General features: G+C 67.7%; 19 protein-coding genes. 11 read left to right on the top strand and 8 right to left on the bottom strand.

Translation table 11 applies throughout. The features are described 5' to 3' along the window. Positions 1-58: 58 nt before the first annotated feature. Positions 59-826: a FadR/GntR family transcriptional regulator gene (locus FBZ87_RS30125; protein WP_281288997.1), complete on the bottom strand. Its 768-nt coding sequence runs from the start codon at positions 824-826 to the stop codon at positions 59-61. Positions 827-1,187: 361 nt separating this feature from the next. Between FBZ87_RS30125 and FBZ87_RS21685 the strand changes: the two genes are divergently transcribed. From FBZ87_RS21685 to FBZ87_RS21675, 3 genes are all read left to right on the top strand, one after another. Beyond that, complete coding sequence (locus FBZ87_RS21685) at positions 1,188-1,973, top strand: enoyl-CoA hydratase (protein ID WP_145612668.1); 786 nt, start codon at positions 1,188-1,190, stop codon at positions 1,971-1,973. A 66-nt stretch (positions 1,974-2,039) separates the two neighbouring features. Continuing rightward, positions 2,040-2,429 (top strand): hypothetical protein, encoded by a 390-nt coding sequence (locus FBZ87_RS21680; RefSeq protein ID WP_145612667.1) that lies wholly within the window; start codon positions 2,040-2,042, stop codon positions 2,427-2,429. A gap of 52 nt (positions 2,430-2,481) precedes the next feature. Beyond that, the gene (locus FBZ87_RS21675) at positions 2,482-2,709 is read left to right on the top strand and encodes a hypothetical protein (protein ID WP_145612666.1); all 228 of its coding nucleotides are present in this window, start codon (positions 2,482-2,484) and stop codon (positions 2,707-2,709) included. A 34-nt stretch (positions 2,710-2,743) separates the two neighbouring features. Here the strand turns inward: FBZ87_RS21675 and mhpT are convergent, their stop codons facing one another. Then, positions 2,744-3,955: a 3-(3-hydroxy-phenyl)propionate transporter MhpT gene (gene mhpT, locus FBZ87_RS21670; RefSeq protein ID WP_246134527.1), complete on the bottom strand. Its 1,212-nt coding sequence runs from the start codon at positions 3,953-3,955 to the stop codon at positions 2,744-2,746. A 174-nt stretch (positions 3,956-4,129) separates the two neighbouring features. Between mhpT and FBZ87_RS21665 the strand changes: the two genes are divergently transcribed. Continuing rightward, the gene (locus FBZ87_RS21665; RefSeq protein ID WP_145612665.1) at positions 4,130-5,212 is read left to right on the top strand and encodes a branched-chain amino acid aminotransferase; all 1,083 of its coding nucleotides are present in this window, start codon (positions 4,130-4,132) and stop codon (positions 5,210-5,212) included. An 11-nt stretch (positions 5,213-5,223) separates the two neighbouring features. Here FBZ87_RS21665 and FBZ87_RS21660 read toward each other — a convergent pair whose 3' ends face one another. From FBZ87_RS21660 to FBZ87_RS21640, 5 genes are all read right to left on the bottom strand, one after another. Beyond that, a complete protein-coding gene (locus FBZ87_RS21660) occupies positions 5,224-6,717 on the bottom strand; it encodes an FAD/NAD(P)-binding protein (RefSeq protein WP_145612664.1) in 1,494 nt (497 codons plus the stop codon). A 167-nt stretch (positions 6,718-6,884) separates the two neighbouring features. Further along, positions 6,885-7,667: an ATP-binding cassette domain-containing protein gene (locus FBZ87_RS21655; protein WP_211107048.1), complete on the bottom strand. Its 783-nt coding sequence runs from the start codon at positions 7,665-7,667 to the stop codon at positions 6,885-6,887. After that, the gene (ssuC, locus tag FBZ87_RS21650; RefSeq protein WP_145612663.1) at positions 7,664-8,452 is read right to left on the bottom strand and encodes an aliphatic sulfonate ABC transporter permease SsuC; all 789 of its coding nucleotides are present in this window, start codon (positions 8,450-8,452) and stop codon (positions 7,664-7,666) included. The genes FBZ87_RS21655 and ssuC overlap by 4 nt, the downstream gene beginning before the upstream one ends. Next, entirely contained in the window at positions 8,449-9,663 is a 1,215-nt protein-coding gene (gene ssuD / locus FBZ87_RS21645; RefSeq protein WP_145612662.1) for an FMNH2-dependent alkanesulfonate monooxygenase, read from the bottom strand. The genes ssuC and ssuD overlap by 4 nt, the downstream gene beginning before the upstream one ends. Next, positions 9,660-10,625: a sulfonate ABC transporter substrate-binding protein gene (locus FBZ87_RS21640; protein ID WP_145612661.1), complete on the bottom strand. Its 966-nt coding sequence runs from the start codon at positions 10,623-10,625 to the stop codon at positions 9,660-9,662. Before FBZ87_RS21640 ends, ssuD begins: the two co-directional genes overlap by 4 nt. Positions 10,626-10,978: 353 nt before the next feature. Between FBZ87_RS21640 and tyrS the strand changes: the two genes are divergently transcribed. The 7 genes from tyrS (at position 10,979) to FBZ87_RS21605 (ending at position 22,107) form a co-directional block, all read left to right on the top strand. Beyond that, positions 10,979-12,238 carry a tyrosine--tRNA ligase gene (gene tyrS / locus FBZ87_RS21635; RefSeq protein WP_145612660.1) on the top strand — a complete coding sequence of 420 codons (1,260 nt, stop codon included), beginning with the start codon at positions 10,979-10,981 and terminating at the stop codon, positions 12,236-12,238. A 94-nt stretch (positions 12,239-12,332) separates the two neighbouring features. After that, positions 12,333-13,148: a hypothetical protein gene (locus FBZ87_RS21630; protein ID WP_145612659.1), complete on the top strand. Its 816-nt coding sequence runs from the start codon at positions 12,333-12,335 to the stop codon at positions 13,146-13,148. Positions 13,149-13,309: 161 nt separating this feature from the next. Continuing rightward, positions 13,310-14,737 (top strand): S10 family peptidase, encoded by a 1,428-nt coding sequence (locus FBZ87_RS21625; RefSeq protein ID WP_246134526.1) that lies wholly within the window; start codon positions 13,310-13,312, stop codon positions 14,735-14,737. 520 nt (positions 14,738-15,257) lie between these two features. After that, the gene (locus tag FBZ87_RS21620; RefSeq protein ID WP_186454898.1) at positions 15,258-17,372 is read left to right on the top strand and encodes a TonB-dependent receptor; all 2,115 of its coding nucleotides are present in this window, start codon (positions 15,258-15,260) and stop codon (positions 17,370-17,372) included. Between the two features lie 102 nt (positions 17,373-17,474). Beyond that, positions 17,475-19,217: a M61 family metallopeptidase gene (locus FBZ87_RS21615; protein WP_145612657.1), complete on the top strand. Its 1,743-nt coding sequence runs from the start codon at positions 17,475-17,477 to the stop codon at positions 19,215-19,217. Between the two features lie 183 nt (positions 19,218-19,400). Then, positions 19,401-20,615, top strand: coding sequence for a pyridoxal phosphate-dependent aminotransferase (locus FBZ87_RS21610; protein WP_186454897.1), 1,215 nt, complete (start codon positions 19,401-19,403; stop codon positions 20,613-20,615). Between the two features lie 28 nt (positions 20,616-20,643). Continuing rightward, entirely contained in the window at positions 20,644-22,107 is a 1,464-nt protein-coding gene (locus FBZ87_RS21605) for a S10 family serine carboxypeptidase-like protein (RefSeq protein ID WP_145612655.1), read from the top strand. Positions 22,108-22,130: 23 nt separating this feature from the next. On the opposite strand, the gene FBZ87_RS21600 is transcribed toward FBZ87_RS21605, so the two are convergent. Further along, positions 22,131-22,616 (bottom strand): Lrp/AsnC family transcriptional regulator, encoded by a 486-nt coding sequence (locus tag FBZ87_RS21600; RefSeq protein WP_145612654.1) that lies wholly within the window; start codon positions 22,614-22,616, stop codon positions 22,131-22,133. Between the last annotated feature and the right edge of the window lie 6 nt (positions 22,617-22,622).

Genomic DNA, 22,622 nt, shown 5'->3' with positions numbered 1-22,622 from the left:
AACGTTATCCCTTTAACGTTACGGGGACGGAATGATGGGCCGTCCCCCTTTTGTTGGCTCAGTCGCGGGGGGCGATGGATTCCCGCTCTACCTCCGGCGACACCCAGTCCAGCATCAGGCGGTTCTGCCGGCGCGCCAGCAGCACGGCCATCTCCGGGTCGCGGGCCAGGATGGCGTCCACCATGCGCAGGCGTCCCGTGCGCCAATGGGCGCAACGGTCGGGATGGCCCTGGAAGACGCGCAGGTTCGCATCGCGCTGGCCGAACTCGAACAGCGTGCGGTGGAACAGTTCCAGCGCTGGGTTGCCCGCCATGCGCATAAGGATGGCGTACAGGGCCACCTCGTCCCGTACCACGTCGGCCGCCAGATAGGTCACGTCCTTGCGGTCCATCAGGTGCTGGCGGAATTCCGCCAGGTCCAGCCGCGCGCCCGTGGCGTCGGCCGCCATCGTGTCCGCCAGGGCGGCCAGGCGGGCGGCCTCCACATTCACCAGCTGGAAGGCGTCCAGCACGTCGCGCACCGTGGTCTGGCGCAGGCGCAGGTAGAGCGCCGCGGCCTGGGTGACGGCGCCGATGTCCGGCCGCCGGCCGTAATAGCCGCCGCCGTTGCCCCGACGCACGACCAGCAACTGCTCCTGCTCCAGGATACGCGCCGTCTGACGCAGGGTGGGCCGGCTCAGGCCATAGCGGGCCAGGAGTTCCTCTTCCGATCCCAGCGGCGCGCCATCGGGCAAGGCCAGGATCTCATCGCGCATCCGCCGCGCCGCCTGGGCCGGCGCCCCGCCACGAGAGGGAACCGCGGGCGTCTTTGCAGTCTGGGTCGTCACGGTGTCGGTTTCACGAGCGAGGCAGGGTCATAGGTACCGGTTTGGGGCCGCCAGGCCCGCGCATCGCGGCGGATCATTCCAGGATTGCCCGTAACAGGCAACCTTTCGGGCTTGGGCAGGGCGGCGCGACAGCTGTGCCAGGGGCGACTTCACAAACTTCGCAAGGCCCATTTCCAGCCTTCACCCCCTTTTCCTAGTCAGGCCGGGCGGATCGCTGAATAATCCTGGGAACTTCGGTATTCGCTGCCCTTTCCATGATATGGGGCAGTTTGCAGGCACTGTCCGGGCCTCGGTGCGGTCCCGGTCCCACCCCGGCGCCGACGATACGACGCCCGTGGCAATCATCCTGGAGAGGACCCCAATGTCCGAGTTCGCCTACGAGAACATCCTGGTCGAGGTGCGGGGCCCCGTGGGCCTGATCCGCCTGAACCGTCCCAAGGCGCTGAACGCCCTGTCGGACGGCCTGGTGACCGACCTGCAGGACGCGCTGGACCGGCTGGAGGCCGATGATTCCATTGGCGCCATCGTTGTGACGGGCAGCGAGAAGGCCTTCGCCGCCGGCGCCGACATTAAGGAGATGCAGTCCAAGACCTACATGGACGCCTACCTGGGTGACTTCATCACCAAGAAGTGGGGACGCCTGGCCACCTGCCGCAAGCCGACCATCGCGGCGGTCGCGGGCTATGCCCTGGGTGGCGGATGCGAACTGGCCATGATGGCCGACATCCTGCTGGCCGCCGACACAGCCAAGTTCGGCCAGCCCGAAATCACCATCGGCACCATTCCCGGTGCCGGCGGCACCCAGCGCCTGACCCGCGCCATCGGCAAGGCCAAGGCCATGGAGCTGGTGCTGACCGGCCGCATGATGGACGCGGTGGAGGCCGAGCGGGCAGGCCTGGTGGCGCGCATCGTGCCGGCGGCCGAATTGGTGGAAGAGGCGGTGAAGGTGGCGGAGAAGATCTGCGGCTATTCCCGCCCCGCCGTGATGATGGCGAAGGAGGCGGTGGACCGCGCGTTCGAGCTGACGCTGGCCGAAGGCCTGCGGTTCGAGCGCCGGCTGTTCCACTCGACCTTCGCGCTGGAGGATCAGAAGGAAGGCATGAGCGCGTTCGCCGAGAAGCGTCCGCCCCAGTTCAAGGGCCGGTAAGCGCTTCCATTCGGCAGCAGACGACGGCGACGCGGAACAGGAGACGACCAACCCAGGGAGGACGGCATGGCGGCGGCGGAAGGGCCGGGGCAATGGGGCGACCGGTGGATTGGCACGCAACGGATAGCGGCGGCCCTGCTGGCCCTTGTCGACGCCCTGCATCCCTGGCGCATCTACCTCCTGGTCCCGTCGCCGATGCGTGCCGAGGGCGCCACCGGCCACTTCCTGATCGTCATTGACGACGAGGCGCCGCTGCCCTGCTGGGACGGCAACTTGGCGCTGGCCACCCTTGGCCGCCTGGATCTGCCCGCCGCCGTCACCGTCCTGTGCATGGGCGACTTCCGTAGCGCCCTGCAAGTCGACGGTTCCATCGCCCAGCGCATGGTGGAGGAGGGCGAACTCCTCTTCGCGGCCCGGTCGCCCTGGAAAGACGGGGAAGTTCGATTGAAAGCCTAGAGTTGATTTTACCAAAGACTTGGATGCCGTTTCTAACACTCAAGGTGAGAGCATGCGTAGCGCCGCCAAACTTGGCCCCGCGCGATCCTGGGATGAAGAGAGCCTGGCCCAGCTGATCGCCATGAACGCCGCCGGGCAGGGCGACCGGGAAATCGCCCAAGCCCTGGGCCGCACCGTCGCCTCCGTCCAGCATAAGCGTCACCTGTTGCGCCTGGCGACGCCGGTGGATCATCGCCGCGGCCGGCGCATGCGGCTCGAGGCGACGGCCGTTCCCGCCTAGAGCAAGATGCGATCAGCCATGATCGCGTTCCGCTCTAGGCGGGCCGGCGGGCGACCAGGACGAAGGTCGCGATGCCACTCAACACCGCCATCGGGATGATGCCCATCAGCACGTCGGCGCTGCTGCCGCCGCTGGCGATCAACTGGCCGGCCAGCAGCGGCCCGGCGACGGAACCCAGGCGGCCGGCGGCCACAACGGCACCCACGCCTTGTCCACGCACCTCTGCCGGATAATAGCTGGGTGCCAGGCCATAAATCAGCGCCTGGGCGGCCAGTACCGCCGCGCCGGCGACGGCGGCCACGGCCATGAGGAAATTGGCCTCCACCCCGGCCAGGCCGGCCAGGGCCAGCGCCAGGGCCAGGAAGATGACGATCACGGCCAGCCGGCGGTCCACCCGGTCCATCAACTGGCCGGCAATGCCGGAGCCGCAGGCGCCGCCCATGTTGAAGACGATCTGCACGCCCAGAACCAGGGTGCGGGGCAGGCCGCGCGACAGCAGCAGTACGGGCAGCCAATTCAGCAGCAGGTACAGGACCAGCAGGGCGAAGAAGGAGCCCAGCCACAGGGCGCCTGTGTCCACGCGTCGCCCCGGGGCGAACAGGGCCTGAACGATGCCCTGGCGCGGGGTGTCGGCCGCCGGTGCCACGCAAAAGGCGGGCAGGGCCACGGCCAGGATGGGCAGCAGCGCCAGCGGGGCGACGCCGCCCATCCAGAACACGGTCTGCCAATCACCGTGTCCGCCGCGCAAGGCCATGACGGCGGCCAGCGCCCCGCCCAGGGGCATGCCGGCATAGATGATGGCCACGGCGCCGGCCTTGCCCCGCTCCGTGCTTTCCGAGGCGATGGCGATCAGGTTGGGAAAGGCGCCGCCCAGGCCCAGGCCGGTCAGGAAACGCGCGGCCAGCAGGCTGGGATAGTCCCAGGCAAGTGCCGTGAGGCAGGAGAACAGACCGAAGACGCCCAGCGACAGCATCAGCGCCACCTTGCGCCCCCTGAGGTCGGAGACGCGGCCCCCCACCAGGGCGCCCACGATCAGGCCGGCGATGGCGGCGCTGAACACCAAGCTCATCTGTGTGGGGTCCAGCTGGAAGGCGGGGCCCAGGCGGGGTGCGGCCACACCGGCCGACTGCAGATCGAACCCTTCAATGGCGGCCGCCAGGAAGCATAGCCCCATGGTCAGGCGCTGCGCACCCGCCGACATCCCCGCTGGCCCGGCCGCCCCGGCCATCGGCAATGTTTCGCCCATACAATCCTCCGCCGTTGTTCTTTAATGGCGTTTCGCATCAGATTTAGCTTCGATCTGATCCGTCCGCTAGGCAGGTTTGAAAATCCGCCGTACCACGTCGGACTAAAAATACACGACCGTATGCGACCAGCCGATCGGTTAGGCTGCCGGCATGGGACACGAAGGCTTGAGATCATGACGTTCACGATAGACCGCACCGCCAATCCGACCGACGCCGCCACGCGCGCCCGCATCCTGGAAAACCCCGGCTTCGGCAAGGTATTCACCGACCACATGGTGACGATCCGCTGGACGGAGGGCCAGGGTTGGCATGACGCCAAGGTCACGGCGCGGGCGCCGTTCGCGCTCGATCCTGCGGCGGCTGTGCTGCACTACGCCCAGGAAGTCTTCGAGGGCATGAAGGCCTATCGCGCGGCGGACGGCGGCGTGACGCTGTTCCGGCCCGACGCCAATGCCAAGCGCTTCCGGGACTCGGCCGAGCGCATGGCCATGCCGCTGATCCCGGAGGAGCTGTTCCTGGAAGCGGTGGAGCAGCTGGTGCGCATCGACCAGGCCTGGATCCCCGGCGGGGAGGGCGCCAGCCTGTACATCCGGCCCTTCATGTTCGCCAACGAGGCTTTCCTGGGCGTGCGGCCGGCGTCGGAGTACATCTTCTGCGTCATCGCCTGCCCGGTGGGCGCCTACTTCAAGGGCGGGGCCAAGGCCATCACCATCTGGGCGCCGGAGAACTACACCCGCGCCGCCCCCGGCGGCACCGGCGCGGCCAAGTGCGGCGGCAACTACGCCGCCAGCCTGATCGCCCAATTGGAGGCCAGCAAGCACGGCTGCGACCAGGTGGTGTTCCTGGACGCGGCGGAGCATCGCTGGATCGAGGAGCTGGGCGGCATGAACGTCTTCTTCGTCCGCGACGACGGCAGCCTGCTGACCCCGCCGCTCAGCGGCACCATCCTGCCCGGCATCACCCGCGACAGCATCATCCAGCTGGCGCGCAGCCTGGGCCACACGGTGGTGGAGGAGCCGTATACCCTGGCGCAGTGGAAGGAGGATGCCGCCACCGGCCGGGTGCGCGAGGCCTTCGCCTGCGGCACCGCCGCCGTGCTGGCGCCCATCGGCACCGTGCGCACGGCCGAGGGTGACTTTGTCATCGGCAATGGTGAGGGCGGGTCGACCACGGCAGACCTGCGTGAGCGCCTGGTCGGCATGCAGCGCGGCAGCCAGGCCCCGCTGGTGGATGGCTGGATCCGCCGGGTGATCTAAACCCAGTCCGATCAGGCGGGCATCCGGCTGCGGGTGCCCGCCTTCGGCTTTTCCGGGGCGGCCTGGCCCGGCAGACGCTGGGCCACGGACCGCGCCACCTCCTCCGCATGGATCAGCACCTGAGGCAGGCCCATCAGCTCGCCGAAGGTGGCGCGGGCAAGGGGGCCGGCCACCCACAACGTCTCATCCGGCACGCCGCGCACGTCGATGACGCGGCTCTGCTCATCCACGGCGATGCCCAGGCCCAGCGCGTCGGGATGAAGGCGTCCGGTCGACACCAGGGGGGCCAGGGCGGGAACGGCATCGATCAGATGGTCGTGTGCCGGCCCGGTGGCCACCACCACCGCGTCCACCGTGCGGGTCAGGGCGGGGCCGCCCCGGCGGGGACGCAGGGTGACATGCACGCCAGCGGCATCGGCCCGGATGTCGGCCAGGTTGGCCGCCAGGATTTCAAGCTGCCCCCGCGCTTCCAGCTCATGGATGGTCGCCTCCGGCTGCGGGGCGATGCGGTAGCGGTGCGCGTCCCAGAAGGGGCGCAGGTGACGCAGCATTTTGCGCTTCTGGTCCAGGGGTAGGGCCTGCCAGATGGCGCGGGCGTCCCGGCGCACGGCGTCCAGCACCGTCTGCCACGGCCGGCCCTCCACATCCGCAGCTTTCACCGTGGCGCGGATGCGGCGCAGCAGGGCCAGGGCCGTCACCTCCGGCCGGGTGGCGAAGTCACCCACCAGCTCGCTCGCGTCCAGGGCATGTCCCCGGGGCGTCAGGCCACGACGGGAGAAGACGGTGATTGGCCCCTTGTGCCCCCCGGCCTCCAGCGTGGCCAGGATGTCGGCCATGGTGAGGCCCGAGCCCACCACCAGCACCCGGGCGTTGGTGTCCAGCCCCTCCAGCGCGCCGGGCGCCCAGGGGTTCGCGATCAGGCGCGGGTCGTCGCCCAGCGCCGCTACGAGGTTCCGGGGCGGGGCCGGCGGCGGGTGGCTGGTGGCGATGATCACCACATCGGCCACCAGACGGCCGCCGTTTTCCAGCGCCACGGCATAGCCGAAGGACTGGCCCGGCGGCGCATCACGGGGGATGGGGGTGATGGATGTCGCCCGCTGCTGCACATGACGGATGTGGGCGGGCCCGTCGGAGGCCGCCTGTTCCCGCACCAGCCCGTCGAGATAGCGCCCGAACTCCAGCCGGCTGGAGAAGATGTGCCCGCCCTTGACCAGGGCCTGCGGGTCCGTGGCCAGCACGCCGGAGCGGCGCAGCCAGCGGTCGAAATGGCCCATGTCGGCGGAAAAAGCGCTCATGCGCGCGGCTGGCACGTTGATGCGGTGCTGCGGATCGGGGGTGGAATAGGCGACACCGCCCCCCAGCAGCGGACGCGGCTCCACGATATCGATGTCCACCGGCACCGGCGTGCCCCGGGCCAAGTGCAAGGCGGCCACGGCCCCGCTGAAGCCGCCGCCCAGGATGACGACGCGGGGGGCGGTTCTTTGGTGCGCATCACCCAGGGACATGGGGAACCCGATCAAGTGATACCGGTGCAGCGATGCCGTCTATAGGGCGGCGGCGGTCAGGCTGTCGGGTGCCAGAGTGTCAGGGGCAAGCGATTGGTTCAAGGCGGCACGTAGTTGCCTTTTGTGAACTTCAAAAGTGATCGTTGCGCGTCCAGGGGCACTCTCTTTTAGACGGCGTTGAGGATGCGGCGTTCCAGTTCCGCCAGCCGGGGGGCGCCGGTGGCGCGGGCGCCGCGCGGGATGTCGACGGCGATGTCCTCGGCCACGCGCCCGTCGCGCAGCACCAGCACGCGATCGGCCAGGGCCACGGCCTCGGCCACGTCGTGGGTGATGAGGATGGCGGTGAAGCCGTGCTGGCCCCAAATCCGGGTCAGCAGGCGGTGCATGTCCGCCCGGGTCAGGGCGTCCAGGGCGCCGAAGGGTTCGTCCAGCAGCAGGATGCCGGGCTCCGTCACCAGGGCGCGGGCCAGGGCCACGCGCTGCTTCTGCCCGCCGGACAGGACGTAGGGCCAGTCGCCCGCGCGATCCGCCAGGCCCACCTCGGCCAGCAGCGCCTGGGCGCGTGCCTTCCAGCCGGGCCCCCGGGCGATGCCGACATTGCTCAGCACCCGCTGCCAGGGCAGCAGGCGGGCGTCCTGGAACAGCAGGCGCACGTCGGGCTGCAGGCCCCGGCGGGCCGTGCCGTCGATGCGGATGGTGCCGCTGGTTGGGCCGTCCAGCCCGGCGATGAGGCGCATCAGCGTGGTCTTGCCACCGCCCGAGCGGCCGACGACGGCGACGAATTGTCCGGCCGGGATGGCCAGGTCCAGGCCCTTCAGCACGCTCACGTCGCCGAAGGCTTTGGTGACGCCGTCGAAGGCCAGTTCCAAGCCCTTGCCGGTAACGGGGGCTTCGTCCTGGACCTCGGGCTGAACCTGGGGTGGGGGCGCCGCGCGCAGGGGGACCATCATGCCGCCTCCAGCCCGGTGTGGAAGGATGGGTTCCACTTCAGCGCCCTGCGCTCCAGCCAGCGCGACGCGATGTCGGCCAGCTTGCCCAGCAGGGCGTAGACGATGATGCCCAGCAACACCATGTCGGTTTGCAGGAACTCCCGCGCGTTCATGGTCATGTAGCCGATGCCGGAGGAGGCGGAGATGGTCTCCGCCACGATCAGGGTCAGCCACATGATGCCCAGGGCGTAGCGCAGGCCAACCAGGATGGCGGGCAGGGCGCCCGGCAGAATGACGCGCAGGTAGAGGGCCACGGGCCTCAGGCCATAGACCCGCCCCATCTCCACCAGGCCCCGGTCCACCGAGCGGATGCCGTGGAAGGTGTTGAGGTACATGGGGAACAGCACGCCCACGGCCACCAGGAAGACCTTGGCCTCCTCCCCGATGCCGAACCACAGGATGACCATGGGGATGATGGCCAGGTGCGGCACGTTGCGCAGCATCTGCAAGGAACTGTCCAGGATGTCCTCGGCCAGGGGCAGGGCGCCGTTGACCAGCCCCAGGGCAAAGCCCAGGCCGCCGCCGATGGCCAGGCCCAGTACGGCGCGTTCGGCACTGATGCCGACGTGGTGGGGCAGGCTGCCGTCCTTCAGCGTGATCCAGAAAGCGACGGCGATGTCGCTGGGCGCCGGCAGCACGCGGGCCGACAGCCATCCCGCCTTGGCCGCCACCTCCCACACCGCCAGCAGGGCGATGGGCAGCAGCCAGGGGACCAGCCCCCGGCGCAGCGCGGTAGCCCTGGTCATGATGCCGACGCCTGGCGCAGGGCGGCGGTATCCTTGGGCGCCGGGGGCAGGGTGTTGGCGATGCGCTCGCCGAACGGGCCATGGTTGGTGGCCTCGCCCTTGTCCCGGCCATTGCCGGGCGCCAGCGGCAGCAGGGGGAAGACCAGTTCGGCGAAGCGGTAGGCTTCCTCCAGGTGCGGGTAGCCCGACAGGATGAAGCTGTCGATGCCCACCGCCATGTATTCCTTCATGCGCTGCGCCACCGTTTCCGGATCGCCCACCAGGGCGGTGCCGGCGCCGCCGCGCACCAGGCCCACGCCGGCCCACAGGTTGGGGCTGACCTCCAGCTTGTCGCGCCGGCCGCCGTGCAGCGCCTGCATGCGGGCCTGACCCACGCTGTCCATGCGGGCGAAGGTCTTCTGGGCCTGGGCGATGGTGGCGTCATCCACGTGCTGGATCAGCTCATCGGCGGCACGCCAGGCAGCCTCGTTGGTTTCGCGCACGATGACATGCAGGCGGATGCCGAAGGTCACCTTGCGGCCTTTGGCGGCTGCGGCGGCGCGGACGACGGCCACCTTCTCCGCCACCTGCGCCGGTGGCTCGCCCCAGGTCAGGTATTTGTCGACCGTCTCCGCCGCCACGTCGATGCCGGCGGTCGATGATCCGCCGAAATACAGGGGCGGGTAGGGCCGCTGCAGGGAGGGGAAGAACAGTCGCCCATCCTCGATGCGGATGTGCTTGCCTTCATAATGCACCGTCTCGCCGGCGATCAGGCGGGTCCAGACCGACAAGAATTCCCGCGTCACCTCATAGCGCTCTGTATGCGACAGGAAGATGCCGTCGCCGGCGTTCTCCACCGGGTCGCCGCCGGTTACCACATTGATCAGCAGCCGGCCGTTGGACACCCGGTCCAGTGTGGCCGCCATACGGGCCGAAACGGTGGGCGACTGCAAGCCGGGCCGTACCGCTACCAGATAGCGCAAGCGTTCCGTCAGCGGGGCCAGGGCGGAGGCGATGACCCAGCTGTCCTCGCAACTGCGCCCGGTGGGCAGCAGCACGCCGTAGTAGCCCAGGCTGTCGGCCGCCTGTGCGATCTGCTTCAGGTAATCGAAGCTGACGGCGCGGGCGCCGTGGGTGGTGCCCAGATAGCGGCCGTCGCCATGGGTGGGGATGAACCAGAAGACGTTCGCTTCCGTCACCGGTTCGGCAGGGTGAAGGGGGGTGTCGCTCATGATTTCGATCCGGGAATGGCGTCGGAGACGCGGATGGGCTTGGGGATCAGCCCCAGCTGGTGGAAGGTGTCGGCGATCTTCTGCTGGGCAGCGACCACCTCGGGCGTAATGGGCTGCACGCCGTAGCCCATGCGGGCCAGCGCCGTTTCCAGCACCGGCGCCGGGATGCCCACCTGCGGGCTCAGGCGCTGGGCCACGGCCTTCTGGTCGCCCCTGGACTGGGCGTCGATGTCCTTCAGTGCCGCCAGGATGGTCTGAACCACCTGGGGCCGCGTCTCGTTGAAGCCGCGTTCGGCCAGGTAGAACTGGTGGTTGGCCACCAGATTGCTGCCGTCGGGGCGCACGCCGTCCAACAGCACCCTGGCCTGGGTGGCGGCGGCCGCGGCGGCGTAGTAGGGGTCCCAGATGACCCAGGCATCGACGCTGCCCTGCTCGAACGCCGCGCGGGCGTCGGCCGGCGCCAAGTAGGTGGGCTGGATGTCGCTGTATGCCAGGCCCGCTTCCTCCAGCGCCTTCACCAGCAGGTAGTGGACGTTGGAGCCCTTGTTCAGCGCCACCTTCTTGCCCTTCAGGTCGGCCACGCTTTTCAGCGGGCTATCCTTGGGTACCAGGATGGCCTCGCCCTTGGGTGCCGGCGGTTCCACGCCGACATAGACGAGGGGGGCGCCCGCGGCCTGGGCGAAGATGGGGGGCGCTTCGCCGGTGATGCCGAAGTCCAGCGCGCCGACGTTCAGCGCCTCCAGCAACTGCGGGCCGCCGGGGAATTCCCGCCATTCCACAGCGACGCCTTGGGCTTTCAGCTGTTCGTCCAGCTTGCCGCTTTCCTTCAGCAGAAGCAGGGTTCCGTATTTCTGATAGCCGATGCGCACCGGCTTTTCCGCTGCGGATGCCGCGCCAATACCCAGGGTCAAGGCCGCAGCCAGGGCCAGGCGGCAAAGGGCGGAATAGGCTTTACCCATCATGGTCTCCCGCAAATCAACACTATTGGATATGTTATTTATCAATCGGTGCGCGTTATTCTACGATCTAAGTTGAGGCTAAATTAACGATCTGTTGAGAGTCAATCTATACAATTGACAGAAAAATTATGTTAAATAAGGAGGCTATGCGCTGCGGCGGCTTGACAGGACGGCGGCGGGATGATCACCATCCGCCCATGGTCACGACGCTGCCCCTCTGCTGCACGTATTACGCGCCCTCCTGATAGGAGCGGCGTTGTTCGACCATGTTGAAACGATGCCGCCGCCAAGGCGGCAGTCGTTTTCCAAAAGCGGTCTCCCTCTTGGTGGCGGTCCACCAGACCAGGAACCGCTTCATGGATACCCAGGATTTTTCCCCACAGACACCACGCTCCACCGCCCTGCAGGTGCTTGGCGCGCGCGGCTACATTCACCAGTGCACCAACCTGGATGGGCTGGACGCGGCCTTCGCGGCCGGTGTGGTGCCGGTCTACATCGGCTTCGACGCCACGGCCGACAGCCTGCACGTGGGGCATCTGCTGCCCATCATGACGCTGCGCCGCCTGCAACGGGCGGGGCACAAGCCCATCGTGCTGATCGGCGGCGGCACCACCAGGGTGGGTGACCCCAGCTTTCGCGCCACGGAACGTCCGCTGCTGACCGACGTCCAGATCGCCGCCAACATCCAGGGCATCCGCCGGGTTTTCGAACGTTTCCTGACCTTCGGGTCGGGGCCCATCGATGCCGTCATGGTCAACAACGCCGATTGGCTGGACCGCCTGGGTTACATCGACCTGTTGCGCGACATCGGCCGCCATTTCTCCGTCAACCGCATGCTGTCCTTCGACAGCGTGAAGGCGCGGCTGGAGCGGCAGGACCCCATGAGCTTCCTGGAATTCAACTACATGATCCTCCAGGCCTTCGATTTCCTGGAACTGCACCGCCGCGCCGGCTGCCTGGCGCAGATGGGCGGGTCGGACCAATGGGGCAATATCGTCAACGGCATCGACCTGGTGCGCCGGCTTGAGGGGCGGGAGGTCTTCGGCCTGACCACTCCGCTGCTGACCACCGCGTCCGGTGCCAAGATGGGCAAGACCGCCGGCGGTGCCGTCTGGCTGAACGCCGACCGGCTGCCGCCCTACGGCTACTGGCAGTTCTGGCGCAACACGGAGGATGCCGACGTCGGCCGCTTCCTGCGCCTGTTCACCGATCTGCCGCTGGAGCGCATCGCGGAACTGGAGGCGCTGCCGGGGGCGGAGATCAACCAGGCCAAGGAGGTGCTGGCCAACGCCGCGACCGCCCTGGCCCACGGGCCCGAGGCAGCCCAGGCCGCCAATGAGACCGCCCGCCGGGCCTTCACCGGCACCAACGCCGAGGGCCTGCCGGCGGTGGCGCTGACGGTGGAGGAGGTGCCGGACGGCGCCCTGGTGGTCGACCTGCTGGTGCGCGGCGGCCTGGCGGCCTCGAAAGGGGAGGCGCGCCGCCTGATCGCCGGGGGCGGCGTGCGGGTCGATGGGGTGGCAGTGGCGGACCTGGATGCCCGCATCGTGGCGCGGGCCCTGCCGGTGCGCCTGTCGGCGGGGCGCAAGCGCCACGTCCTAGTGCGCGGTGCCTAGGGTGCAAAACGGTGAGTGCCCAGGCGATCCCTTGCGCCCACCGTTGCCCTTAGGCACAGTTCACCCGGGTAAGCACAGGGGCGTTGGGGGCGTCATGGGCAAGCGGGCGGTCATCACCTTTCTGGCGGTCGTGTTGGGAAGCGGCGGGGCGGTGGCCGCAGAGGCGCCCGTGCCCGGTCTCACGCCGGCGGACTGCCAGGCGCCCACCTCAGCCTCCTTCCAGGCGCTGTGCGCCGATCCCGGCCTGCACCAGTTGATCGACAGTGTTCAGGATGTGCCCTATGTCCGCCTGGGCCGTGCCTGGACGGTGGACGAGGCGATGTTCCAGCGCTGCGATGCCACGCTGGACGCCCGCGCCTGCCTGGAACGGGAATACCGGATGAAGATCAAGGCGGTGCAGGCGGAATCGGCCAAGCGCGCCATGGCCTACGCCCCCGATGGCAGCAAGGCCGACGCCAAGATGCTGCTGGCCCGCATCGCCGGCATCTACCGTCACCCGGTCAAGACCGCCGACAGCATCCACGGGGCGGAGGACGTGCTGCAGGTGACGCCGGTGGCGGATGGCGCCGCCTACCTGGACATGCGCCTGTCCTTTTATAACGGGCAGAGTTGCACCCTGACCGGCATCGCGGAATACAAAAAGATCGGCAGCTTCGTCTTCCAGGATCCGGCGCCCACACAGCGCTGCCTACTGACCATGACCCTTAGCGGGGATGAGGTGGGCTTTAGCGATCCCACCGGCGCCTGCGCCAAGTTCTGTGGGGAGCATGCCAGCCTGACGGCGGAAACCTTTGTGCTGAAGCAGAAAAAGAAGCTCCGCACCCTACCGGCCGCGCAGCAATCTCCGGCGTACCAGGAAGCCATGCAAGCCTACCAGGCGCGCCACGCCACGGCCAAGGCCACCCCCTGACGGCCAGTCCCCGCATAAAACTTGCCGTCACCCGCCCGGCGAGCGGGATAACGCAAAAACATTCCGCCGCCGGCCGGTATTATTTCCCCTGAGAACAGGGCGCCTGCGACAGGGGGACGATGATGACCGGCAAAGCCACCGGACGTAAAGTGGGGGGCCTGATGGCCGCGCTGATGCTGGCCGCATCCATGTCGGCATTCGCGGACGCGCCGGCCGTGACCCATCACACCACCACGCTGAACGGCCATAAGCTGGCCTACACCGCGACGGTGGAAGGGACGGACGTGAATGACGCCGCGGGCAAGCCGGGCGCGCACCTGGTGAGCTTCGCCTACACCGTGGAAGCCAAGGACGCGGCCAAACGGCCGGTGACCTTCGTCTTCAACGGCGGGCCCATCACCGCCTCCCTCTGGCTGCACCTGGGTGTCATGGGGCCGAAACGCGTGGCCGTGCCGGATGACCTGAAGGCTGATCCCTCCACCTTCACGCTGGTGGACAACCCCTATTCGCCGCTGGACGCCACCGACCTGGTGTTCATCGACCCGGCCTCCACCGGTTTCAGCCGAGTGGCCGAGGGCGTCGATCCCAAGAGCTATTTCTCGGTGAAGGCGGACGGGCAGGAGGTCACGGCCTTCATTCAGGCTTGGCTGGCGCAGCATCACCGCGACGTGTCCGCCGTTTACCTGCTGGGTGAAAGCTACGGCACCATGCGTGCGGCCGAGGTGGCCGGCCAACTGGCCGAGCTGCCCAAGCCCATCCCGCTGGCTGGCGTGCTGCTGATGGGCCAGGCGGTCAACATCATCGAATACGTGCAACGGCCGCAGAACATCATGAGTTACGTGGTGTCGCTGCCCACCCTGGCGGCCATTGCCTGGTACCACCAGAAGGTGGACCGCCACGGCCTGTCGCTGGAAGCTTTCGTGGATGAGGCGCGGCGCTACGCCCAGAGCGATTACATGCCCGCCTTGTACCAGGGCGGCGAATTGCCGGCGGCGGACCGCGACCGCGTGGCCCAGCGCCTGCAGGATCTGACCGGCATTCCCGCCGCCTATTACCGCGACCACGCCCTGCGCATCAGCAAGGAGCAGTACCGGGGCGAATTGCTGAAGGATCAGGGCTTGCTGCTGGGTCGCGCCGACGCGCGCTATGCCGCCCCCATCACCGACAAGGGCATCGGGCCCGATCCGTTCGCCGCGGCCGTCATGCCGGCATTCTCCCGCCTGTTCAAGGACTACCTCCACACCGACCTGAAGGTCGACCGCGCCGAACCCTATGTGGAGATAGCGGAGGTCCAGGGGCTGGACGACTGGGGATGGGGCTTCGCCTCGCCTTTCGCCAACTGGGCCTACAGCGACCGGCTGCTGAAGGCCATGAAGGCCAGTCCCAAGATGCGGCTGTTGATCGGCAACGGCTATTACGACACCCAGACCACGGTGGGGGCGGCGGAGTTGCTGGCCCGCCAGGGCGGCTGGCCCGAGGGCAGCGTGCGGCTGACCTTCTATGAGGGCGGGCACATGGCCTACACGGATGAGGGGGCCGCCCGCAAGTTCGGTGCCGACATCCGCGCCTTCGTCCATCCAGCACCCTGACGCCGGCAATCCCGGAAATCGCACGCCCGCAGGTGCCGCCTGCGGGCGTTTGTTTTTCGGCCTTGCGACAGGTCCTGGCTTATCGCGCGCATTCAGGGAAAATCTATTCCTCCATCCAGGATCAAGGGCATTGGAAATGCCGTCTTATGACAGCCGAGGGGTGTTCGGTTCCGCCTGATGGTCCTTCGCCCACCTGCGCGGAATGCGCTGCCGACCGGTCCCGGCAGAAAATTTCTGCAGCGGTCACTTGGGGAATAAAATTTTCTGCCCACCCGCTTCGGCATACGCAATTTGGAAAGAAAACCCCAGGCGCGGCGGTATCATAAATTATCTTTTTCGACCCCACCGAATAACAAAATCCCACAAGGATTGGTGGCGGTAGAGGGCGCTCATAAGAACAGGGGGTAGTAATATGCAGGGCACTCGTGGAATCCGGGCGTTACTCGCCACGACTATTCTTACAACTTTTTCTTTCTGGTCGCTGCCGAGTTTCGCCGATGGTGCCGCGGCCGACGACAGCTTGGATGAGCTGCAAGAGATCGTCGTCACGGCGCAGAAGAAGACCGAACGCCTGATGGACGTGCCGGCCTCCATCGCCGTGGTGACCAGCCAGTCGCTGCTGCAGGCCAACAATACCCAACTGCGTGACTTCTACACCCAGGTGCCGGGCCTGAACGTCACGTCCAGCGGCAACGGCCGCACCACCATCGCCATCCGTGGCATCACCACGGGTGCCGGCAATAACCCCACCGTGGGCCTGACCATCGATGACGTTCCCATCGGCTCCGCCACCAGCGGCGGCCTGGGTGACGCGGTGGTGCCGGAAATCGATCCGTCCAGCCTGCAGCAAATCGAAGTGCTGCGCGGGCCCCAGGGCAGCCTGTATGGCGCCAGCTCCATGGGCGGCCTGATCCGCTACGTGACGGCGGCGCCCAGCCTGACCGAGACCTTCGGCCAAGTGGCCGTGTCCGGTTCCAGCGTCGCCCATGGCGGCGAGGGCGGCGGCGGCCGCGCCTACATCAACGTGCCCATCGTCGAGGACAAGCTGGGCCTGCGGGTCAGCGCCTTCGCCCGCATGGACCCGGGCTACATGACCAACGCCAACAGCGGCCAGACGGAAATCAACGTCAACCGCACGGAAGGCGGCCGCGCCAGCCTGCTATGGCAGATCACGCCCAGCGTCAGCTACCAGGCATCCGCCACCTACCAGCACATGACGGCCGGCGGCTCGGCCAACGAGTACGTCTCGGTGGATCGCGTGCCCACCTATGGCGACTATACCCAGGCGCCCATCGCCGGCCTGAACACCGGCTATCTCGACATGGGCATCTACAACGGCAACCTGAAGGCCGACCTGGGCTTCGCCAACCTGGTGGCCGTCACCTCCTATAGCCACACGGTGTTCAACGGCCCGCAGGACACCACCGGCACCTTCGGCCGCTATCTGGGCTTCTTCTTCCCGTCTTCGGCCCTGCCGGGCCTGGGCACCGGCATCTACAACTATTACCAGACGAACAAGCTCAGCCAGGAAATCCGCCTGGAATCCCAGCCGGGCGGCATGATCGATTGGATGGTCGGCGGCTTCGCCACCAATGAGGACAACCTGAACCGCCAGAACGTCTACGTCGCCAACAAGGCCAACGGCGAAAACGTTGGCTTCCCAGACCTCTACACCGTCTTCGGACCGTCGCATTACCGGGAGTATGCCGGCTTCGGTTCCGCCACCTATCACTTCGATGACAAGCTGGATTTCACCTTCGGCGGCCGCTTCAGCCGGCAGTTCCAAGAAAGCTACCAGGATGTCGGCGGCGTGCTGCAGGGTGACAACGAAATCACCGACATCCATTCCGGCACCAGCGTCTTCACCTATTCGCTGGGCCCGCAGTACCACATCAACAAGGACATGATGGTCTATGGCCGCGTGTCCACGGGCTTCCGTCCGGGCGGTCCCAATGCCGCCCCAGGTGAGCCCGCCGCCTACAACTCCGACACCACCACCAACTACGAGGTGGGCTTCAAGGGCGTCGTGGTTGATCGCCTGCTGACGGTGGACGCCGCCCTGTTCGACATCGAGTGGGATGACATCCAGCTGCAGGCGGCGTCGCCCACCGGCTTCTCCTACGTGCAGAACGGCGGCACGGCCCGGTCGCGCGGTGGCGAGTTGACGCTGACCCTGACGCCCTCGGAAGGGCTGAGCGTCGTGGCCAACCTGGGCTACACCGACGCGACGCTGACCGAAAACATCAAGACCTCGGGCCTGTACGGCCTGAAGGGCCAGCGCCTGCCGTACTCCGCCAAGTTCAGCGGCAGCCTGTCCGCGGACCAGAAGTTCCGCATCATCGACGGCTTCAACGGCTTCGTCGGCGCCACCGTGTCCTACATCGGCGACCGCTACAGCGTGTTCCCGACCAAGTCCACAGGCCAGCGTTTCTTCATGCCGTCCTACACCACCGTGGACCTGCGCGCCGGCGTCACCCACGACGACTGGAACCTGTCCGTTTACGCCAAGAACCTGGGCAACGAGATCGCCTTCGTCTCCGGCGGCCCGCTGGATACCATCACCCGCACGGGCATCTACTCGGCGGCCATCATCCAGCCGCGCACCTTCGGCATGACCATCAGCAAAGACTTCTGATGGCCAAGCCTTGATGGACGCGTGAGTGACGGGGCCGGTCCGGCAGCACCGGGTCGGCCCCCTGTTTTCTGGGGTCGGTAGAAGCAGGCGGGGGCGCGGGCAATGCGGTATTTCAAGACGAGTGGCTTGGCGGCCCTGCTGGCGCTGTCCGCCGCACCGGCGGCCTTGGCGGCAGCGCCCCAGCTGGCCGTGACGTTGAAGCCGGCGGCGGCGGACGGGGCGGGGCCCAATGGGGAAGGAATCGTGCCTTTTGTCGATGTCACGGTTGAGATCCCGGACGTGGCGGTGGAGGCGGGGGCGCCGCTGCTGCGCCTGCCGCTGGTGGCCAATAACGTCAAGAGTGTCGCCGACACGCTGACGAACCTGACGGCCAGCGACGCCGCCGGTTCCGTAGCACTGACGGCCAAGGACGATGCCGACAGGCCGGCCATGGCCTACCGCCACTGGACGGCGGCGCGGGTGGTCAAGGGCGCGCTGACGGTCCGTTATCGCGCCCCGATCACCACCCTGGCCAACCCGCGCGGCGCCGCCCCGCCGCTGGAACTGCGCACCGACGGCGGCGGCTTTTCCGGTGCGGCCGAGACCTTTTTGATCCTGCCGGAGGCGGATGCCAAGTATGGCCTGGCGCTGCGTTGGGACCTGTCGGCGGCCGGCCCAGGCGCCGCCGGCGTTTCCAACTTCGGCACGGGTGACGTGACCTCCAGCGGTCCCTTGAGTGCGGACGACCTTGGCGCCACCTATGTCATGGGTGGGGCCATCCACCGCTATCCCGAGGTTCCACCCAAGCAAGGCTTCTTCTCCGCCTGGCAAGGCAGCCCGCCCTTCGACGGCACGGAACTGATGCGGTGGACGGAATCGCTGTATCATCATTACCTGGGCTATTTCGAGGCGGTGGGCATGCCGCCCTACGGCGTTTTCCTGCGGCCCAACCTGGTGAACGCCGGCGGCGGTGTGGAACTGAACGGCGCCTTCATCGGCACCTTCGACCAGAAGACCGACGTGAAGGACTTCAAGTTCACCCTGGCGCACGAAATGGTTCACACCTTCGTGCGGTCGCTGGACGCTTCAAAGGACGGGCCGCAGGGCCTAGCCTCATCCTGGTTCAGCGAGGGCATCGCGGTCTATTACCAGAACCGCCTGCCGCTGCGCGCCGGCATGATCACGGGTGATGAGTTCCTGAAGGATCTCAACACCACCGCCGCCCGCTACTACACCAACGCCCTGAACGGCACGCCCAACAGCGCCATCCCGGACCGCTTCTGGGCCGACACCCGCATCCGTGTGCTGCCCTACGACCGGGGCGCCCTCTACTTCGCCCTGGTGGATGGCGAGGTGCGCAAGGCCAGCCACGGCAAGCGCTCCCTGGATGATCTGATCCTGGCCATGCTGGACCGCCGCCGCCACGGCCGGCCCATGGACCACGCCGCCTGGGTGGAGATCATCACCAAGGAGTTGGGCCCGCGCGGCAAGGTGGAACTGGACGCCATGCTGAACGGCGCCCTGGTCCTGCCGGACGACGATGCCTTCGGCCCCTGCTTCACCCGCACCACGGCCCCCTTGCGCCGCTATCAGCTGGGCTTCGATCCTGAGGTGTTGATCCAGCCCAAACGCATCGTGCACGGCCTGATCCCCGGCTCGGCCGCGGCGGACGCCGGCCTGCGCGAGGGGGATGAGATCGTGAAGCCCGTGCCGCAGGACATGATCCAGGGAAACCAGCAGGCCACGCTGACCCTGCAGATACGCCGCGACGGCCAGGTCTTCCCCATCACCTACCTGCCCCGGGGCGAAACGGTGCAAGCCTATCAATGGGCCCGGCGCCTGGACGCGCCGGCCAATTGCCGATAGGGCGGGAACCGGTGCGGTCAGCTTATGCGCGACTCCGGCGGGATGCCGCATAAACCGACCGCCACCACCCTGCCGGACCCGGGCATACGCAAAAAAGCACCCGCCAAGTCGAATAGAATTTAGGCATTGCCGGCTTCGGTGGCCCTTCGCGCCCGAACGCCTCGTCCGAATAGGAAGTACGCCTTGAAATCTGCCGGTAAATCCGTCGGTCCCGCGTCCAACGTCCCGTCCGGGACCTCGTCCGGCGGCGACTTCTTCGCGGCCACCCAATATTCCGACTGGGTGCGGGGGTCCATACGCGCGCTCGCCGGCCGGCCCAACGCCATCGCCCTGTACGACAGCACCATCAGCGAACCTTCGGATCTGCTGGCGGGACTGGTGGCCAAGTCGCTGGTCACCGTGGATGACGACGGCGCGCCACGGCTCAGCAACCGCTACGTCAGTGTCTTCGCCAACGGCAACCGCTTCCTGGTCGACGCGCTGTGCGCGCGCTATGACGAGACGCCGGAGCGGTTGCAGACCGTCACCGGCGTCACCGGCGCCCTGCAACTGATCCTGCGCGCCCTGGTGAAGCCGGGCGAACGGGTGCTGATCGAAAACCCGGGGTTCAAGCTTCTCACCAACCTGGCCTTGGAGGCGGGCGCCGCAGTGGATGAGCTGGACCGGCCGGCGCCGCATTTCGGCATCGACCCGGCCCAGGTGGCGGCCAGGCTGACGCCCGATACCCGCCTGGTCATCCTGACCAACCCGCACAACCCCACCGGCGTGTTCCTGGACCACGCCACCCTGAAGGCCGTGGCGCAGGCGGCGGCCACCGTCGGCGCGCTGCTGGTGGTGGATGAGGTCTACGGCGATTTCGCCCGGCGCCCCTCGGCCGGGCTGGCGGCCAGGCTGGCGCCCAACATCATCAGCTTGGCCAGCCTGACCAAGGTGTTCGGCCTGTTCGCGCTCAAGTGCGGCTGGATGGTGGCGGCACCCGAGGTGCTGGGCCGCATCCGTGCCGGCCAGCCGGAGGGGGATGTCGGCCTGTCCAAGCTGTCGCACGCCGTGGCTGCCCATGTGATGGAGAATGCCGACACCTTCGACCGGCACTGGCAGGCGGTCATGACCGCCACCACGCCGGTGCTGCACCGCCACGCCGCCGCCATGCGGGACGAGGGCTTGATCGAGGGCGCGGTGCCGGCGGCCGGTTGCCTTTATTTCCCGCGCATCGTCGGGGTGGCGGACACACTGGCGCTGACCCGTCACCTGTGGAATCAGGTCGATCTGCTGGTGGCGCCCGGCGAGTATTTCGGCCTGGCCGGCCATGTCCGTCTGGGCTACGCCGGTGATGCCGAGACATTGGACCGGGGATTGAGCCGGCTGCACGCCGGCCTGCGGGCCTGGCGGGATCGCTGAGGGAAACGCGGCAACGGGGGAGTGGGGCATGCGGGCGGCAATACGGAACGGCATCAGCGCGGTGGCCCTGGCCTTGGCGGGCTGCGCGGCCCATGACCCGGCGATGGCACCCCCTTCCGGAGTCGCCCAGCAGATTACCCTGGCGGGCAAGCCACTGCGCTACGTGGCCGAGGCCGCGACCCTGGACCTGACCGATGCGCAGGGTGTGGTGCGGGGCCACATCTTCTACGTCGCCTATCGTGTTCCCGGGCAAGGTGGGCGGCCGGTCACCTTCCTGTGGAACGGCGGGCCTGGTGCCAATTCCACGTTGCTGCATTTCGAGGCCTTCGGGCCGAAGCGGCTGGACGGCGGCGCCCTGGTGGACAACGCCCAGACCCTGCTGGCCGACAGCGACCTGGTGTTCGTCGATCCCGTGGGCACGGGCTTCAGCCGCCCGGCGACGGCGCAGGATGGGTCGCGTTTTTTCAGCACCCTGGGCGACCAGTCCTCCATCACCGACTTCGTGCAGGTCTGGACCCAGCGCCATGCCGATGCCCGCACACCGGTCTACCTCATCGGTGAAAGCTTCGGCGTCTGGCGCGCCGCCGGCGTGGCGGAGGCACTGGAGAAGCGCGGCCGGCCGGTGGCGGGCGTCGTCCTCATCTCCGGCGGCATTCCCGTGGGGCCGGTGCTGCCCAAGGAGCTGGTGACCGCGCTGAAGCTGCCGGGCCGTGCCGCCGCCGCCCAGGTGCACGGCCGGCTGCCGGTCAGCCTGGCGGGGACCAGCCCATCGGCCACGGCCGATGCCACCCGCGCCTGGGCGGAACAGGTTTACGCCCCGGCCCTGGCCCATCTGGGCGATCTCAGCGCCCAGCAAAAGGCCGCCCTGGTCCAGGATGTGGCCCACCAAATGGGCGTGGACCCGTCCCTGGTTGACAGGACCAGCCTGGTGGTCTCGTCCCGCCAGTTCCTGAACAATCTTCTGCCCGGCCGTCGGCTGGATACCTTCGACATGCGCGTCAGCACGCCGGTGACCCCGGGGGCCGGCCAGGCGGACGCCGAGGAGCCGGGCGCCGCCGTCATGGTGCGCTATTTGCGCGAGACCCTGGGCTATCGCACCGACTTGCCTTACCTGGGGCTGGAGAAGGACACCGACCCGGCGGCCAAGCCGGTGGGCGAGCAGTGGGACTACAATTCCGGGGATACCTCACCGGCCGCCTTCGCCGCCGCCATCGCTGCCGCACGCGCGGGTGAGGGGCCGCCCGGTGCGGAACCCTGGATCCGCAGGGCCATGGAGATGGACGGCAAGCTGCGCGTCTTTGCCGCCGCCGGGCTGTACGACAGCCTGAACAGCTGCGCCGCCAACGAGATTCTGAAGGCCAAGCTGGAGCCGGGCCTGTCCGCCCGGCTGTCGGTGAACTGCTACGGCGGCGGGCACATGATGTACCGCGACGCCGAGGCGCGGGTGCGCCTGAGCGCCGACCTCGGCCGCTTCATCACCCGCCAGCCCTGACTGGGCCCGGTGGGTAATTTTATTCACTGGAACTGGCGTGGTTTCAGCGGCACGGCGGTGGTGTGCTTGGCCTCCGACAGGGTCACGATGGAGCGGATGTCCTGCACGCCTGGCAGCTTCATCAGGCTGCTGAAAATGAACTGCTGATACCATTTGACGTCCGGCGCCACGATCTTCATCAGGATGTCCATCTCCCCGAATACGGTATAGCATTCAAGGATCTCTGGAATGTTCTCCACACCCCGGAAAAAGGTCTGGCGTTCCTCGTCCGACAGCCGGGCCATCTTCACCTGGGCGAAGATCTGCATGTGGAAGCCCAGTTTCTCCCGGTCGACGATGACCACCTGGCCCTTGATATAGCCCTCGCCCTGCAGGCGCTGGATGCGGCGCCAGCAGGGGGATTGGGAAATCCCCACCTTTTCAGCCAGTTCCGCCGTGGTTAGTGACGCGTCTTTCTGCATCAGCGTCAGGATTTTCATGTCTATGGCGTCGAGTTCCGCAGCCGGCATATCCTA

Source organism: Nitrospirillum amazonense (assembly GCF_007828035.1).
GTDB lineage: Bacteria > Pseudomonadota > Alphaproteobacteria > Azospirillales > Azospirillaceae > Nitrospirillum > Nitrospirillum amazonense.
The sequence above is the reverse complement of the archived record's forward strand: the minus strand, read 5'-3'. Positions and strand labels throughout refer to the sequence as shown.